Origin of the sequence: Calothrix sp. NIES-2100 (genome assembly GCF_963875285.1) — a bacterium.
In the GTDB taxonomy this organism is placed as follows: Bacteria; Cyanobacteriota; Cyanobacteriia; order Cyanobacteriales; family Nostocaceae; genus Aulosira.
Map to the genome: position 1 here is coordinate 2,776,137 of NZ_CAWNLA010000001.1, position 16,666 is coordinate 2,792,802.

General features: G+C 42.0%; 14 protein-coding genes. 9 read left to right on the top strand and 5 right to left on the bottom strand.

Annotated elements, in window-relative coordinates; genetic code table 11:
• The first annotated feature begins 561 nt into the window (after positions 1–561).
• Positions 562–888 (top strand): hypothetical protein, encoded by a 327-nt coding sequence (locus tag AACU32_RS11925; RefSeq protein WP_339377800.1) that lies wholly within the window; start codon positions 562–564, stop codon positions 886–888.
• 72 nt (positions 889–960) lie between these two features.
• Here AACU32_RS11925 and AACU32_RS11930 read toward each other — a convergent pair whose 3' ends face one another.
• The 3 genes from AACU32_RS11930 to AACU32_RS11940 all read right to left on the bottom strand — a co-directional run bounded on the left by AACU32_RS11930 (position 961) and on the right by AACU32_RS11940 (position 4,462).
• Complete coding sequence (locus AACU32_RS11930) at positions 961–2,364, bottom strand: hypothetical protein (protein WP_096599759.1); 1,404 nt, start codon at positions 2,362–2,364, stop codon at positions 961–963.
• A 318-nt stretch (positions 2,365–2,682) separates the two neighbouring features.
• A complete protein-coding gene (locus AACU32_RS11935) occupies positions 2,683–4,077 on the bottom strand; it encodes a metallopeptidase TldD-related protein (RefSeq protein ID WP_096607966.1) in 1,395 nt (464 codons plus the stop codon).
• Positions 4,078–4,201: 124 nt separating this feature from the next.
• The gene (locus AACU32_RS11940) at positions 4,202–4,462 is read right to left on the bottom strand and encodes a MoaD/ThiS family protein (RefSeq protein WP_096599760.1); all 261 of its coding nucleotides are present in this window, start codon (positions 4,460–4,462) and stop codon (positions 4,202–4,204) included.
• A gap of 360 nt (positions 4,463–4,822) precedes the next feature.
• On the opposite strand from AACU32_RS11940, the gene AACU32_RS11945 reads away from it, so the two are divergent.
• Positions 4,823–5,626, top strand: a complete 804-nt coding sequence (locus tag AACU32_RS11945) for a basic amino acid ABC transporter substrate-binding protein (protein ID WP_096599761.1) — start codon at positions 4,823–4,825, stop codon at positions 5,624–5,626.
• A 44-nt stretch (positions 5,627–5,670) separates the two neighbouring features.
• Here AACU32_RS11945 and AACU32_RS11950 read toward each other — a convergent pair whose 3' ends face one another.
• The gene (locus AACU32_RS11950) at positions 5,671–5,889 is read right to left on the bottom strand and encodes a hypothetical protein (protein ID WP_096599762.1); all 219 of its coding nucleotides are present in this window, start codon (positions 5,887–5,889) and stop codon (positions 5,671–5,673) included.
• Positions 5,890–6,064: 175 nt separating this feature from the next.
• On the opposite strand from AACU32_RS11950, the gene AACU32_RS11955 reads away from it, so the two are divergent.
• From AACU32_RS11955 to AACU32_RS11985, 7 genes are all read left to right on the top strand, one after another.
• Positions 6,065–7,360 (top strand): chloride channel protein, encoded by a 1,296-nt coding sequence (locus tag AACU32_RS11955; protein ID WP_339377801.1) that lies wholly within the window; start codon positions 6,065–6,067, stop codon positions 7,358–7,360.
• Positions 7,361–8,057: 697 nt separating this feature from the next.
• Complete coding sequence (locus AACU32_RS11960; protein WP_096599763.1) at positions 8,058–10,493, top strand: response regulator; 2,436 nt, start codon at positions 8,058–8,060, stop codon at positions 10,491–10,493.
• A gap of 120 nt (positions 10,494–10,613) precedes the next feature.
• Positions 10,614–10,958 (top strand): hypothetical protein, encoded by a 345-nt coding sequence (locus AACU32_RS11965; RefSeq protein ID WP_339377803.1) that lies wholly within the window; start codon positions 10,614–10,616, stop codon positions 10,956–10,958.
• A gap of 114 nt (positions 10,959–11,072) precedes the next feature.
• Positions 11,073–14,615 carry a PAS domain S-box protein gene (locus AACU32_RS11970; protein ID WP_445223171.1) on the top strand — a complete coding sequence of 1,181 codons (3,543 nt, stop codon included), beginning with the start codon at positions 11,073–11,075 and terminating at the stop codon, positions 14,613–14,615.
• A gap of 133 nt (positions 14,616–14,748) precedes the next feature.
• Positions 14,749–15,123 (top strand): response regulator, encoded by a 375-nt coding sequence (locus AACU32_RS11975; RefSeq protein WP_096599765.1) that lies wholly within the window; start codon positions 14,749–14,751, stop codon positions 15,121–15,123.
• A 103-nt stretch (positions 15,124–15,226) separates the two neighbouring features.
• A complete protein-coding gene (locus tag AACU32_RS11980) occupies positions 15,227–15,754 on the top strand; it encodes a hypothetical protein (RefSeq protein WP_339377804.1) in 528 nt (175 codons plus the stop codon).
• On the top strand, positions 15,754–16,047 hold the full coding sequence (locus AACU32_RS11985) for a Mo-dependent nitrogenase C-terminal domain-containing protein (RefSeq protein ID WP_096599766.1): 294 nt from the start codon (positions 15,754–15,756) through the stop codon (positions 16,045–16,047). The genes AACU32_RS11980 and AACU32_RS11985 overlap by 1 nt, the downstream gene beginning before the upstream one ends.
• A gap of 176 nt (positions 16,048–16,223) precedes the next feature.
• On the opposite strand, the gene AACU32_RS11990 is transcribed toward AACU32_RS11985, so the two are convergent.
• Positions 16,224–16,439: a hypothetical protein gene (locus AACU32_RS11990; RefSeq protein WP_096599767.1), complete on the bottom strand. Its 216-nt coding sequence runs from the start codon at positions 16,437–16,439 to the stop codon at positions 16,224–16,226.
• Between the last annotated feature and the right edge of the window lie 227 nt (positions 16,440–16,666).

The window sequence follows — 16,666 nt, forward strand, 5'->3', positions numbered from 1 at the left end:
ATAACTGAACTATATTGACTTATTTTTTAGCCAATATCAGCGCAGTTACTGGTTTATCAACTGAGAGCTTGTACCACGATCAATAAGTGTAGTTAGGATAATACAAACCCGACAACAATTACCATAAGCTATCTGGTGCAAGAGATAAATCAACAGATAAAATCTTGCCTAGGTTAGAAAATTTCACACATAATCTAGAAAAGATTAGTTGTTGTCACAAATTAATCTCTACCTAGCTTAAGTAATATGCATTTAATTTGTGTATTACCAGACGCGGAAATTTTTACTGCGCAAAATATATCTTTGCCATTGACAACTGACTAGTATGGGTTTAGCATTGCTTTTCCCCTACCACTGACAAAATCTCTACTCCCTGAGTGGCGATTTTTACTACCACAGAAACTACCAAATTTAAGAATATCCAATATTTAGGATGCTTCAGTCAGATAAAACCTGAAAATTCCTATAAATTATTCTTATTGATGCATCCTATTAACAGCCAATAATTTTGAATATTTTTCATCCCCTTTTTTTAAACTTAATATTTTGGAGAACTAATTTATGTCGCTTCTTAAAGCAGGTATTAATGTCAGCATGATTTTATTCAGTGTGCTATTACCAATCTTTTCTTTAGCAAATGCATCAAATCTGAAGGAGAGAATACATGATTACAGCAAATTAATTGAGGGACAAGATTACATATTTGAACCACTACAAGGCGTGGGAGGTTATATGACCGCAACCGGAAAAGGTATTAAACCCCGTGATTACATTATTTTGCAATCTGCCTACAAAAATTATCGGTATCAAGTTGAGGAAATAGAGTACTATGCAGATCCGTCAGATATGTGGATAGCTTTGCTGAAGCAAGTAGTATTTGACCAATGACAAATGACAGTCCTCTCCTGTCAAAGACGCTGCGCGAACATCAGTATTTTCATTGCACCGCCCTAATTATATTTATTCTCGATTTACCAAAAAATGGGCAATTAAAGTATTTCTTTCATAGGACAGTAAATAAAGATGCAAAAGATTGCGGTTGTCCTGATCCAGATGCATGATTGCACCATCAACGCCTAATTGGTGATGATTAATCCATCTATTTTGAGAATCTAGCAGAAAACTAAAATAATTGCTCTCATCTGGATGCTGCTTGTTTAATTCTGCGTAGCTTTGCAAAAATGGCGGTACTCCTATTCCTAGTGGCATAGATAAGCCCTTAGCATAATCAGAAATTGGCAATCTAGGCAACTCTTGAAATTTAAACCCACTGATAATTAATTTATTTTTTTCGCCCGTTTTGGTATCAGTAAATAATAACTCAATTTCCTGTAAATTTGCTTGATTATTTACAGGCTTAACGTTCCTCAAGATAGCTTTTTCAAACTTGCCTATTCTCCAGTATTGAGTATTCCAAGTTTGCTCAGGTTGATAAAATCCTGGGGGAATAAAAGCGGCAAATTTAACTACTTTTTGATTGCTATAAAAATCTCGCCAAGTTATCAGGTTTTTGGTAAGTGTAGTTCGGATTTTTCTACTCTGCTCTCCTGATGCAATTATCCTTTCGTCCAAAGGAAAAGTAACATTAGCTGCTTGTTCATCAATGACATTTCTTAGGAGATTAATTTTAATTACAGCATTGCTTGGTTCTTGCCAATGTTCTAATGGCCACCAATAGTCCCAATAAGAAATTTTATTGTTATTTTCAAAAAGATTTTTGTAATGTCCTAATGGGAAAGTAAACCAGCCTTGATAGTAAAGCGTTTTATTGTTATCTTCTTTCGTAAAAAGTGCAATTTCCCAGTAGCCTGCATTTAAGCAATTGTTGCTTAAAGCAATTTCCGAGATATTTTGCTTTTCAAAGCCATCGCCGCCACTGATTTCTATATTTTCTGAATTAGCGGGAAAACTCACCTGCTGTCTGTTCCATTCCCGTTCAATCAAAGCTATGAATTCTAAATTTTTATCTTTTTTAACCGATTCTGGTACTTTAGGAACGAATAGTTTGAGGTCAACATTTTTGATAACTACCTTCGCTGTTTTTGTGTTTGTTGGTTCTAACACAAAATCAAAGTGAGTAGTATCTCTCTTGATAATGGTTAATTTCCGATTAGCATATCTTTGGAAGTTTTTGCTTAATAAAGCAGGATTAGCAGGATACTCACTATTCGAGAGTTCTTTGATTTTGACTGCCATTTTATTAGTGAATTTATACCTGCTGGTAAACCAGAAACCACCCAGACTAAGCAAAGCTAAAAATACAATCAAGGAACTAAATAAAATTTTCTGCTTGGTAAGTCTGAAATTAAATCTTCTCAATAGGGAATTACTGGCGCTGCTTTGCGTTTTGTAAGTTTTATTCATTGATCAACTACCTCTCACACTAAATCCTGTTTAACAGCAGGGCAAAGGAATTTTGATTAGCAATTTCCCCTCTGTTACTCAATTGCTGATACAAATACCACAGGATTTACGCAAAGCATGACCAATGTCAAGAAATTTTTATGAGCATTGAAATGATAGTAACTGTCCTTGATGGTGGGAACAGTTCAAAAATTATATGTGTTTGCCCTATGCTTAAAAGCATAGCCTACAGATTACTGGTTGGTGCAGGCAAATTCGATCATAATTATTAATTCGTAATTCGTAATTCGTAATTATCAATTACGAACTACAAATTGTTTAACTTTCACCACCAACTACGACATCGCGAATTCTGAGGCTGGGGCCGCCACAACCTACAGGTAAACCATTTTGTCCACCTTTCCCACAACCACCAGATTCATCCCAGTAAAAGTCATCACCGATCGCTTCAATATCTGCTAATGTTTGGAAAACGTTACCGGAAAGTGTGACATCTCTGACAGGTTCGGCGATTTTCCCATTTCTAATCATCCAGGCTTCGCCAGCACTAAAGGTAAACATTTCGCCATTAGTCATCCCACCTAACCAATTACGGGCATATACGCCTTCTTTGATGTTACTAAATAAGTCTGCAACTGGTGTTTTACCTCTTTCAATCCAAGTATTTGTCATCCGAACAATGGGGTTAAAGTGATAATTCAGACAACGGGCATTACCTGTGGGTGTTTCATCTAATTTGCCTGCTGTTTCCCGGGAATGCAAACGTCCGACTAAAATCCCATCTTTAATTAGTTGGGTTGTGGTGGCTGGTGTGCCTTCGTCATCGTAAAAATAACTACCACGATGTCCTTCCGGTGCAGCACCATCAAAAATTTGCAGTTCGTCGGGGCCAAATCGCCGCCCGATGGTCATAACTTCCAACAGGTCTGGGTTTTCGTAAGCCATATCAGCTTCAGATAGATGTCCAAAGGCTTCGTGAACAAATAAACCTGTAAGTATGGGGTCAATGACGACGGTATAAGTGTTACCTTTTACTGGTGGTAGAGATAAGGCTGCGATCGCTCTTTGGGCTGCACTCTTAACTTGTTCATCTAAATGTGTTAAGTCTTCATAGGCTTTGCGCGAACCGGTGGTTTCTCTGCCGGTTTGCACTGTTTCGCCGTTTCTGGCTGTGGCGGCGAAGCGCATTTCCATGTCTACCCAAGATTGTTCAATAAATGTACCTTCTGAGGTGGCGATGATAATTTTTTGGGAACTGTCACCATAGCGGACTGAAGTTGTCGTAATTCGTGGGTCAACACTTTTGAGTACATCAGAATAGCGATCGCATAATTCTTTTTTCTGAATCAAGGAAATTTGCCGTGGATCAGTTCCCGTGAGGGGTAATTTGCATACTGTTTGTATTGGGTCAATAGGTGCTAGTACAGTTTCTTCATCGCCCACCATGCGTGCAGCTGCGATCGCTTCTTCGATCCGTTCTTGAATTGTCGAAAGCCGATTAAAACAGCTTAAACCCCACCCACCTTTATAACAAGCGCGAATATGTCCACCCATTGAGATACCTTCGCTCAAGGTTTCTACCTTGTCTCCTCGCAACAAGATATCTGTACCTTCTGCTTGTTCTAAGCGAATCATCAAATAATCTACACTTTTGGAGTAGCGGGCGATTAGCTCAGAAAGCAGATTTTGTGCATCAGCAAGTTTATTCGGCATTTCGTAGGTAGTAACCATGACCAATTGCAATTTATGGTGCAAATATTCGAGCAATATCTGCTACTTCACTACTAGTCTAAGAAATTTCAGTGGCTGTTCCCCAACTGCGATCGCTAGTTTTTCTTTAACCACCACTCACCGGCGGAATTAACACCACTTCATCGCCATTTTGCAGGGGAGTGTCTGGTTCGACAAATATCAAATTAATCCCAAATCGGGTAATATCTCGCAATTTGCTCAGTTCTGGATGTTCGGCAATTAAGCGATCGCATACTGCGCTCACCGGCGTACCTTCGGGAAATTCTAGCACCAGTTCTGATTTGCCATAAGCTTCTTGATAAGCAGCAAATAACTTGACGTTTATAGTAATTGCAGAATTAGACATAAGATTTATTTTTCCCCAGTCGCAAATCTGGGGATTTCTGGTTTTCCGATTGCAAACTTCCAGCAGAGGCTTTCACCTTTGCCTGGTATTATTGTTATGTTTTAGACTTAATTTCAAACCTAAAATTCTTTTGGAATTATAATACTACTTTATATATCGTCAAGTCACATTTTTTTCTGGCGAATTTTTGCGAGTTCCTAGGCATTTGACAGGAAACAGGAGAGATGCAATGATTCGGACTGCCGGCACAGAAAGATTCAAATATGAGGATATGATCCGGAAATCAGGTATCTGCATTAACTGGGAAACACCATCAATAATGATGTAGATAAACTTTGCACCCTCTGTATTTGATTAGCAGTGAAAGCGATTAAGTGGAAATGGCATCAACTAATTTTGGGCTTAAGCTGTCTGCTATTAACGATTGCTTGTAATGGTTTGCTGCATCCAGTTTCCATCAGCCCAAACTCAGGATTCAAAACGCTGAAAGTAGCTACAGATCCCACATTTGTACCGTTTGAGAGCAAAAATGCTAACGGTAATCTAGAAGGTTTTGATATTGATCTGATGAATGCTCTAGCCCAGGTAGGGGGTTTAACAGTTGAGTGGGAAAGTCTACCTTTTGACGGCATGATATCTACATTACAAGCCAAAACAGTCAATGCAGCAATTAGTGGCATCACAATTACCGCCGAACGCCAGAAGACAATTTCCTTTTCCCGACCTTATTTTAAAGCAGGACTAGCGATCGCAGTTCGAGCCAACAACCAAGATATTCAAGACTTGAAAAGCCTTCAAGGTAAAAAGATAGGTGTGCAAATAGGTTCAACAGGGGCAGATTTTGCCAAAACTCTCCCCAACGTCAAAATTATTACATTTAACTCCGGCCCTGATTTCTTCCAAGACCTGCTAAATGGTAATGTTGATGCAGTAATTAGCGATGCCTTCGCTACATTGTATGCCATTAAAGATGGTCATCTCAAAGGTCTTAAAGTTGTGAGCAATCTACTCACAGAAGAATTCTACGGGATTGCTACACCTCAAGATTCTCCTTACCTAGAGACGATTAACAAAGGCCTCGCCACTGTCCTAGCGAATGGTACTTACGAGCAAATTTACCAAAAATGGTTTGACACCAAACCGCCACAATTACCTCAAAAGTAGACAGTCAACAGTCAACCGTCAACAGTTTCTACCTTCCTTGAATCTCACTCGTCGCTGAAGCCAATCATCTCATCGGTTGGTTCATCCAACATTTCTGGTACTAAAGCTGGGTTAGATCTACGTTCTGCTGGTGATTGTTCTCGAATTACATCGTCCATTTTCGCGGGGTGTTTGATTTTGTCCAGCACCTCTGGGCTTAATTGTGATGCATCTCCTTCGGGATTCATCTTTTCGGCTTGATTTGGCACAGTTTCCTTATTCATGATTATTTCCCCAAATTTATACGCCAAGCTTAGATTTTCTGGTTGTGAGGTACACACTATCTGGAGACTGAAATAACAGCTTCTTGAGACACAAGATGATTTTTCAAAGCCAATAGCCTTTACTATAGAAAACGTAAAGATTCTGTATATTTCGTTTCAAAATAGGAAATCAGCAGTGCTACCAAATAAGCCGCCGTCTAGCAATCAAACTCAACGCTGGACATTTTCTCAACTTTTTGGCTTGGCAAAGCGTCATCCTTTGATGATTTCACGCTGGGTTTTATGCTGGGCCGCTGTCGGGACTGTTAGTGGTTTATTTGCTGGTTTGTACTGGAATGTTTTAGAGCTGATTACTCATGAACTGCGACAATTTCAGGGTTTGAGTCTGCTTTTCATCATGCCACTCAGCGGTTTATTAATTGGCTTAGTGATTCATTTTCTGGGAAATCCTGGTGAAATCGCCGTGATTGTTGATAATATTCACTTTCGCGGCGGACGGTTGGATACGCGCAAAAATCCCTCGATGATTCTCGCTTCTCTAGTCAGTATCTCAGCTGGCGGTAGTGCTGGGCCAGAAGCGCCATTGGTACAAGTAACTGGTTCTTTTGGCACTTGGGTAGGCGATCGCCTCAAACTCCAAGGAGAAGACCTCAGATCTATGAGTCTAGCAGCAATGGCGGCTGGCTTCACTGCTTTGTTTGGTTCTCCTCTTGGGGGTGCAATGTTCGCCTTAGAGATTTTGCATCATCAGCATATTGTGGAATATTACGAAGCGTTAATGCCTGCGATTGTGGCTAGTTGCGCTAGTTATTTGGTATTTGCAGCAATTACCCATTTAGGAATCGCACCGACTTGGAATTTTCCCCAATACAACTTAGCGAATATTGATGATTTTGCTGTGGCGATCGCTTTTGGTATTTTAGGGGCGGTAGTCGGATGGATTTTTATGGGGATTTTTCGCAGTTGCGATCGCCTATTTACCAGTATCCCCGGCCCCATTTATGTACGTACTACAGTTGCTGGCTTAGGAATAGGCATTTTAGCAGTTATTTTGCCACTTACGCGTTATTTTGGGCATGAAGAATTAGAATTTGTCGTTAATAATAACTTTACTGCTATTTTCTTGTTACTACTAGCCTTAGGTAAAATGGCTACAATCAGCATGACAGTTACAGGTGGCTGGCGTGGTGGATTTATTATTCCGCTATTTTTTACTGGTGCTTGTGTCGGTAAAGCAATAGCAATGTTAATTCCCGGAGTCAATCCTACTTTAGCGATGATTTGTACAATGGCTGCTATCAATGCAGCAGTGACACGTACACCGATCAGCACCACTTTGCTGCTATCAAAACTAACCAACTTTAGTCCATTCACACCCATACTCTTTGCTAGCTTGATGGGATTTTTTCTGGCGCCGAAAGTTCCCTTGATTGCATCTCAACTCAAAAACCAAACAGAGACGGTTCATTAGCACAATTTTTCTCTAAATTTAAAATTTAGGTAGGGTGTGTTGTCTCACGGAGTAAACGCACCGTACCGATCCACCATCAACAATTCAACGTGCCATACCAAGAGAACACTCGATACAATGGCATTGTGACTTGATGCGCTCGCATCCCATGACTTTTAAAACAGTCGCTACAAATACTGAAATTTTTGAAAAAATCAAATCGGATTGCTACTGCTTATCTCTGGCTTTGTGAGCATCCCAAATGTGTAAATTTATTTTTTTGTAGTGATGGCTCCCTTGGCGCTTCAAAGAAATTAGGGAGCAAGATGCTCGCACTACAATTAATCAGGGCTAAATTCGGATGCTCCCCTAGCTTTTGACTAGACAATAAGTAGGTCAACCTTAAAAAACGTAAAATAGATTCCTGGCGATTACTACCCTTCGGGAAGCCGCTGACGCTCCTTCTCCCAAGGGGAGACGCTACGCGAACGTCGCTACCGCTTCGCTAACGCGTCTACGCTACACTGCGTTCCGCTCGTAATGACATCTGGCGTTTAATTATGTTGAGCTACTTAGCAGCGATCGCATTGTTGACATTTACAAACATCAGTAAAATCCCAGCTTCATGTACGCTACGCTGAAGATGATATTTTCAGTAAAATGTGTATAGATTTTTATCTTTCCGCTAATAACTATTAATTTGCGGTCAGCAACCGCTATGAGAATTCTATTAGTTGAAGATGATCAACTCATTGCTGAAGCACTTGCTAAATCCTTGATAAACCAGCATTATGCTGTGGATGTCGCTAAGGATGGGCAAGAAGGTTGGGATTTGGCTGAGTTATTTACTTATGACTTGATTTTACTCGATGTTTTGCTGCCTAAGCTAAACGGCATTAACTTCTGTCAGCGATTGCGAGCTAATGGTAATCTAACACCAGTTCTTTTATTAACAGCCCAAGACAACAGCACAAATAAGGTCATGGGATTGGATGCTGGTGCTGATGATTACGTTGCCAAGCCTTTTGATTTTCAAGAGTTATTGGCTCGTGTTCGTGCTTTATTACGTCGGGGCGGTTCGGCTTTACCGCCGCTGTTGGAGTGGAAAAATCTGCGGCTTGATCCTAGCACTTGCGAAGTCACTTGTAACGAGAAACTCTTGCATTTAACTCCCAAAGAATACGGTTTACTTGAGATGTTTCTGCGCAATACTCACCGGATCTTTAGCTGTAGTGCGTTGATCGATCATTTGTGGTCATTGGAAGAGCCGCCTACAGATGATACAGTGCGATCGCACATGAAAGGTTTACGGCAAAAACTTAAAGCAGCGGGAGTTGCAGATGATCCCATTGAAACAGTTTATGGGATTGGATATAAACTCAAGCCAGCAGATAGAGAAGGTGTAAATAAGAGAAAATCAAAGTCTTCAACCACTGTTAATGATGGGCGACGGGGACGCAAAGAACAACCCCAATCTCCCCAGTCTACAAGGGAGGAAACTTTTACACCCAAGTGGCTGCAAAATTATGCCCCTGATAACAACGGAAACAAGCCGCCAGCCAATGTGCAAAATCAGGTGCAAAATCAGGTTATGACTGGAGTTGCAAACATCTGGGAACAGGTAGCACAGCAACTTGAAGAACGAGTGGCGACGATTGAGCAAGCTGCTCAGATGATGCTACAAGGTAAACTCAGCGCCCAAATACAGTCAAAAGCCAAGATGGAGGCGCATAAGCTAGCTGGTTCGATGGGAATGTTTGGATCTGATGAAGGTTCGCGTTTAGCTCAAGAACTAGAAACCCTCTGGGACGTAGGTACTAAGTTACAGCCAGAAACAAAAGAGCAAATTTCCCAATTGGTTGTAGCGTTACGTCAAGAATTGCAACTGTTGCACTCGGAGTATAACCAGGAGTTCCTTTGTGATCATCAACTGACAGATGAACGACCTCTGCTGTTGATTGTTAACCAGGATCGGGAATTAGCTGAAGCATTGGCGACAGAAACAAATAGTTGGGCGATGCGATCGCAAATCGCCCCAGATGCGATCGCCGCTAGGGAGTTGATGACGGAAAATTCTCCTGATGTGGTCTTGCTCGACCTTTCAACTAGCGACACTACAGAAACTACTCTCGCTTTACTCGCAGAACTCAACGCCAATCAATCCCCCATACCTGTGCTAGTTTTAACAGACAAAGATAGTTTACTCGACAGGGTAAAAGTCGCCCGTTTGGGTGGCAGCGGTATTTTACAAAAGCCTGTGTCTCCTAATCAAGTTCTAGACACGGTGACTCAAATACTACAGCGGACTCGCTCTACCCAAGCTAGGGTGATGGTTGTAGACGACGATCCCCACATATTATCTGCACTCCAAACTTTACTCATGCCTTGGGGGCTAAAGGTTTATACCCTAGAGAACCCCCTGCGATTTTTAGAGGCAATAGCAGTGGCTCAACCAGATCTACTGATTTTAGATGTGGAAATGCCAGCAGTAAGCGGTATAGAATTATGCCAGGTTATCAGAAATGAACCGCGATGGAGTGGATTGCCCATTTTGTTTCTCACTGCTCATAACGATACCAAAACCAGACAGCAGGTATTTTTAGCAGGTGCAGACGATTACATCAGCAAACCCATTGTAGAACCAGAATTAATGACACGAATACTGAATCGTTTAGAGCGATCGCGCTGGCTGCGGAATTTAGCAGAACTTGATGGATTAACCTTAGTTGCTAATCGGCGCAAGTCCACTGAAGATTTAAATCGATATCTTCAGTTGAGTCAGGGTCATCAACAGCCCTTCTGCTTCGCTATTGTGGAGCTAGACAACCTCAAAGCAATTAACCACCAGTACGGCCATGTGGTGGGCGATCGCGTGTTATCCCGACTAGGAGAACTATTACGCCAGACATTCCACACTCAGGATGTAGTTGGACGCTGGGGAGGTACAGAATTTGTAGTAGGAATGGCAGGTATGACCAAAAGTGATGGAACGCAACGGCTTTTAGAACTGCTCAAGAACTGGCATCAAATAGAGTTTACCTCTGCCAATGGTGAGAATTTTCATGCCACCTTGAGTACAGGCGTGGTTGAGTATCCTCAAGATGGTGCTAATCTCCAAGCGCTTTACCAAGCAGCTGATGCAGTCCTGCGATAGGGAGGTTGAGGGGGTGTGGGGAGTGTGGGGGGTGTGGGGAGTGTGGCAAGTGTGGGAAGAGGAACAAACTCCATTGTGAATTGATAGCCTTTTGAGGCTTTTAGCTCCGTTAACCAGGCTTTGAACTCGGTTAACCAGGCTTTGAACTCCGTTAACCAGGCTTTGAACTCCGTTAACCAGGCTTTGAACTCCGTTAATCAGGCTTTGAACTCGGTTAACCAGGCTTTGAACTCGGTTAACCAGGCTTTGAACTCGGTTAACCAGGCTTTGAACTCCATTAACCAGGCTTTGAACTCCATTAACCAGGCTTTGAACTCCATTAATCAGGCTTGGAACTCCATTAATCAGGCTTGGAACTCCATTAAAGGACTTGCAAAAATTAAATTATTCAATTTTTACAGCAAACACCACGATCCTTATCTTCCTCCTCAGCTTCAACAGCCTCCTGGAACTCCGTGGATCTGACACAGCGATAAGTTATTTTTTATTTATCAGTCCCTTAGCTCCGTTAACAAGCCTTAATACCCCTGCCCCGCCCAATGCCCCATGCCCAATGCCCCATGCCCAATAGGAGCCTATATGTTAAAACTATTACACACATTTTTGACCTCAAGCCCCTTTATCCCCCACGGGCATTGTTATCTGTGGAATCCAGGGCTGGTATGGTTACATGTATTGTCTGATGCTCTTATTGCCCTGGCATATTATTCGATTCCTTTGACGTTGCTTTATTTCGTCCACAAGCGCAGTAAGTTTCCTTTAAAAAGAGTATTTCTGCTATTTAGCGCTTTTATAGTTGCTTGTGGCACAACTCATATTATGTCAATTTGGACACTTTGGTATCCAAATTATTGGGTAACCGGTGCGATTAAAGCAATTACGGCAATGATTTCGGTTTACACAGCGCTTCTACTGGTGAAATTATTGCCTATAGCGCTAGAAATGCCGACTACAGCCCAGTTAGAAACAACTAATCAAGAACTGCAAAAGCAAATTATTGAACGCCAGCGCATAGAATCAGAGCTCAGGCAGATGACATCACTGCAACGGGCGATTTTAAATAGTGCTAACTACACGATTATTTCCACCACACCAGAAGGTATCATCCTCACGTTTAATGCAGCGGCGGAAGAATGGCTAGGGTATGCTGCCCATGAGGTAGTTGGGAAAACAACTCCAGCAATTATCCATGACAGGGATGAAATTGTGAAAGTGGCAGAAGAACTGTCTCAAGAATTGGGTGTGACTATTGAGCCGGGATTTGAGGTATTTGTGGCTAAGGCGCGATCTGGGCAGGTAGATGAGCGCGAATGGACTTACATCCGCAAAGACGGTTCGCGGTTTCCGGTGCTGCTGTCAGTCACAGCTTTGCGTGACGCTGAAAACAATATTACAGGCTTTCTCGGCATTGGCAGCGATATCAGCGATGCCTATCGGCAAGCTGCGCAACGCACTTTAGCAGAAGCAGCACTCAGCCAAAGTGAAGCCACTCTCCGCAGTTTCTTTGACAGCGCACCAATGCTGATGGGAGTTGTGGAGGTGATCGATGATGACATTTTACATATTTCTGATAATGCCGCCGCCGCGAAATTTTACGGTATGACATCAGCGGCGATGCAAAATCGGCTAGCCAGCGAAATGGGTGCGCCACAAAATTACATCAACCAGTGGATTGAATATTACCGCGCCGCCGAACGCAGCCATGCTCCAGTTCGCTTTGAATATGCTCACGAGACACCCACAGCTAAGAAATGGCTCTTAGCGACAGTTTCGGCAATTAATAGCGATCGCAGTAGCCATCCGCGATTTTGTTATGTAGTTGAAGATATTAGCGATCGCAAGCACTCAGAAGAAGAACTACAACAACAAGCATTTCTCCTCGATTTGACTCACGACATGATCGTAGTCCGCGACGCCAACGCCAGGATTACCTTTTGGAATCGCGGTGCAGAAGAGATGTATGGCTGGACGAAAGCCCAAGCAATTGGGCAAATTTCCCATGAATTCCTGCAAACCCAATTTCCTCAGCCAATGACAGAAATTCAAGCTCAACTTTTGCAAACCGGACGTTGGGAAGGTGAACTCATACACACTAAACGTGATGGAACCCCTGTTATCGTCTCCAGTCGTTGGGCATTGCAGCGCGACGAGCAAGGTAAAGTTGAGAGAATTCTGGAGATTAATAACGATATCACCGAGCGTCAACAAGCCTCAGAAGAACTTCGCCACCTTAGTCAGGCTTTAGAAAGTGCAGTTGAAGGTATTTCCCAGTTAGATACTCAGGGACGTTATCTGAAGATAAATCCAGCTTATGCCAGTGCGGTTGGTTATCAACCAGAGGAAATGGTTGGTATGGAATGGGTATTAACCGTCCACCCGGAAGATTTAGAAACATTGAATGCAGCCTATCAACAAATGCTCACCACCGGCAAAGTGGAAGTAGAAGCTAGAGGTGTGCGCAAAGACAAATCGGTGTTTGATAAACAGGTGGTGATGGTGAAAGCCTACGACCGACAGCAGCAATTCATCGGGCATTATTGCTTTATGAAAGATATTAGCGATCGCCGCGAAATCGAACGCCTCAAAGATGAATTTGTTTCCGTAGTCAGTCACGAATTGCGCACACCCCTGACTTCGATTGCCGGTGCGTTGGATTTATTAGCAGGTGGTGTATTGCAAGCCGAACCTGAAGAAGCGCAACGGATGTTAGATATTGCTGCTAGTAATACAGAGCGGTTGGTGCGTCTAATTAACGACATCTTGGATATCGAACGCATCGAATCAGGTAAGGTAGAAATGACTCAGGAACTCTGCGATGCTGGCGATTTGATGACGCAGTCAGTAGAAACCGTTGAGGAAATGGTAGAGCAAGCTGGGGTAACATTATTAGTTTCTCCCCTATCAGCGCCAATTTGGGCTGATCCCGACCGGATAATTCAAGTTTTTACCAACTTACTCAGCAATGCAATTAAATTTTCCCCCCCAGGAGCAACAATTTGGTTGAGTGCGGAAATTTCAGCAGCCACAAAACAAATCCAATTCCAAGTCAAAGACCAAGGTCGGGGTATCCCGGCTGATAAACTGGAATCTATCTTTGAGCGTTTTGGACAAGTTGATGCTTCCGACTCCCGCCAAAAGGGAGGAACGGGTTTAGGTTTAGCTATTTGTCGCAGTATTTTGCAACATCATAACGGGCAAATCTGGGTTGAAAGTACCTTGGGAGAAGGCAGCAGTTTCTTGTTTACTTTGCCACTGCTTTCAGAAGCACAAACGAGAACAATCGAACAAAGGGATCGGGAAGAGCAAGAAAATCTCTCCCCTTTTATGATGATGCCAAATATGGCTTCCCCACTCTCCCCTTTAGTAATCGAGTGTGATGATGATCCCTCGGTTCGGGTTGTCGTGCAAACCATGCTAGAACGACAGGGTTACCGCGTTATGGTAGCGGCATCGGGACAAGAAGCTGTAGAGCAAGCAAAGTTATATCATCCTGATGCAATTATTCTCAACTTGATGATGCCGGGAATGGATGGCTGGGAAACCCTAGCAATTCTCAAACAGCAGCCACACACCCAAAATATTCCTGTGATCATTCTCAGTGGTTTGTTACCCGATGCCAATAAAATTTTGCCCCACAGTATTAGCGATTGGATTGTCAAACCCCCCAATTCCAAGTTGTTGTGTCAAGCCTTAGAAAAAGCTACGGTGACCCAAAATCAATGTATCAAAGTTTTAATTATCGAAGATGACCTAGATTTAGCACAGGTACTCATTGCCCTGTTTAATCGTCACGGTATCGCCACCTTTTATGCCCAAACTGGAAGGGAAGCGATACAGATCAGCCAGAACATTATGCCTGACTTGTTGGTACTAGATTTAGGATTGACAGAAAACGACGGTTTTGCCGTTGTCGATTGGCTACGCCAACATCAACGTTTGTGCCAAGTGCCCTTAGTTGTCTACACAGCCCGTGATTTAGATGAGAGCGATCGCGATCGTTTAAAATTAGGGCAAACTCTATTCTTTACCAAAGGGCGCATTACTCCCCAAGAATTTGAGCAGCGAGTAATTAACTTACTCAACCGCATGATTGGCAATCATAACGAACTCAGCCAAGAGTGAACAAAGCAGCCTGATGAAAATTTTTTCATCGCCATGTATGAAAGGGAGATACGGAGAAATGACAACTAACTATTGTACAGACTCGAAATTTCGCGTCTTGTACCAATGACAAATGACAAATGACAAATGACAAATGACTACAAAACGCATTCTCATCATTGATGATGAATATGATATCCGGGCAGTAGCTGAACTTGCTTTGAAAACAGTAGGTGCTTGGCAAGTTTCCACCGCTGCTTCTGGTATTGAGGGAGTAGCAAAGGCAGTTGCTGAACAGCCAGATGCCATTCTCTTGGATGTAATGATGCCGGATATGGACGGAATTGCTACCTTTCAAGCATTACAAGCGAATCCTGCCACTCAGTCAATCCCCGTGATTTTGCTGACGGCGAAAGCTCAAGCCACCGAAAAACGGCGATTTGCTGAACTCGCAGTCAAAGCCATCATTACCAAACCTTTCAAAGCGATGAAGTTACCTGCTCAGATCGCAGCGGCTCTCAACTGGTAGTCTCAAAAAATTTTTTCCAACTTCTTTTCATCTGCACAATTTCTGCATTTTTGAGTTTTAAAGTAAAAAGCAAGTAGAAAACCACCAACTTGATAACACCATTATGCAGGGTGGAGAACAAATTCACCTCCACCCTTCTTTCTCTTTTTGGACGAGTTGGTTACCTTTCTTTGCTGTGACTCATTGGTGCAATATGGAAGATTTAGAACTATTTCACTTTCATCTAGAAAGAGCAATCTACATTTTAAACTTTAAAGATAAAAAATTAGCAGAATGTTGGGTAACTCAGCTAAACAGTAACATGGGTTTTCAATATACAGAATCTTTTTTAACAGCAGCAGTACTAGAATTGTCTATAACCAATATTGAGACATTTCACTGGGTTTTAGATAATTTATCTGGTTGGAAACCCTATGCTCAGTTATTAGCACAAGTCACTAAATTTATCCTCAATAAGCTGATTAATAAAGGATTTATTCCTAGCCAAGACTTTAGTTTTGATGCTCAAGGTAAAATTTTGCTGCATGAGCATACGAAAGCTGTAATTATGGCAGATACTTCTGATTCCGATCAACTTTTAATGGAAAAAGTCTTACTCACTCCCACACAAGTTTATTCACTAAGAAAATGATGTTTACCAAAAAATCCACTGCAATTCATTTGCTCAAGGTGCTACTACAACCAGTCCGTCAACGCCTTGAATCTTTGAAAATAGAAAATTCCCGATTAGCGCGGTTCGTCTGCACGATGATTCCCGCCAGTTGTCCTTTTGAACGGGAAATTAAATTCTGCGATCGCACTCTTGTTTACATTCCTCCCCTATGTAAACTCAATCCTTTCTACGAACAGTTTGTGGAACTACGCTTCAAAGCTTTAACTTATTTAGCAGATGAGTGTGGCGAAGATGTGACGATGTACTGCTAACACGTTTCCTGGATATTTTCAATCTTTCTTTCCCTGATTACTTGGGGATATATCAGCCAATTCTCTTTTGACACATCATTCCCTGATATTACCAGCCTCCAGATTTAGTTGTGGAGCAAATCTAAAATCTCAAATCCCAAATCCCAAATTGGTTGACGACTGTTTCGCCAATAAAACTAGTATTCCTGTAAAGTTTTCCAGAAATTTTGCTTTTCTGCTATATGTTTAGCAATTTGTGCCTGATTCAAAGGTACTACTGTTGTTGCTGGACGAATCGGCTGTAATAGAGAATTCCGGCTACAAGATAAATTGCTAGCCTTTCTATACACGCAACCAAAACTTATACCCGGTATCCGAAAATAATCACCAATTCGTAATTGTTGGAAAGTCATGGGAGCCTCAACCGATAAAGATAAAAGTTATCAAAGTAAAAACTGATGCAAATAATTTAGTTAGTTATCTAATATTTGCTCTGTAATGTCTATAGTTAAGTGAAGATAATTCCTCTGTCACACATCTTATTGACTGAATTCCAGTAGCTCTAATGCCTGCTGTGTAATCGTTATTTTATTTTTGAGTTTTGAATTTTGAATTGCTTATATTTGGCAGGCTTTTTAGT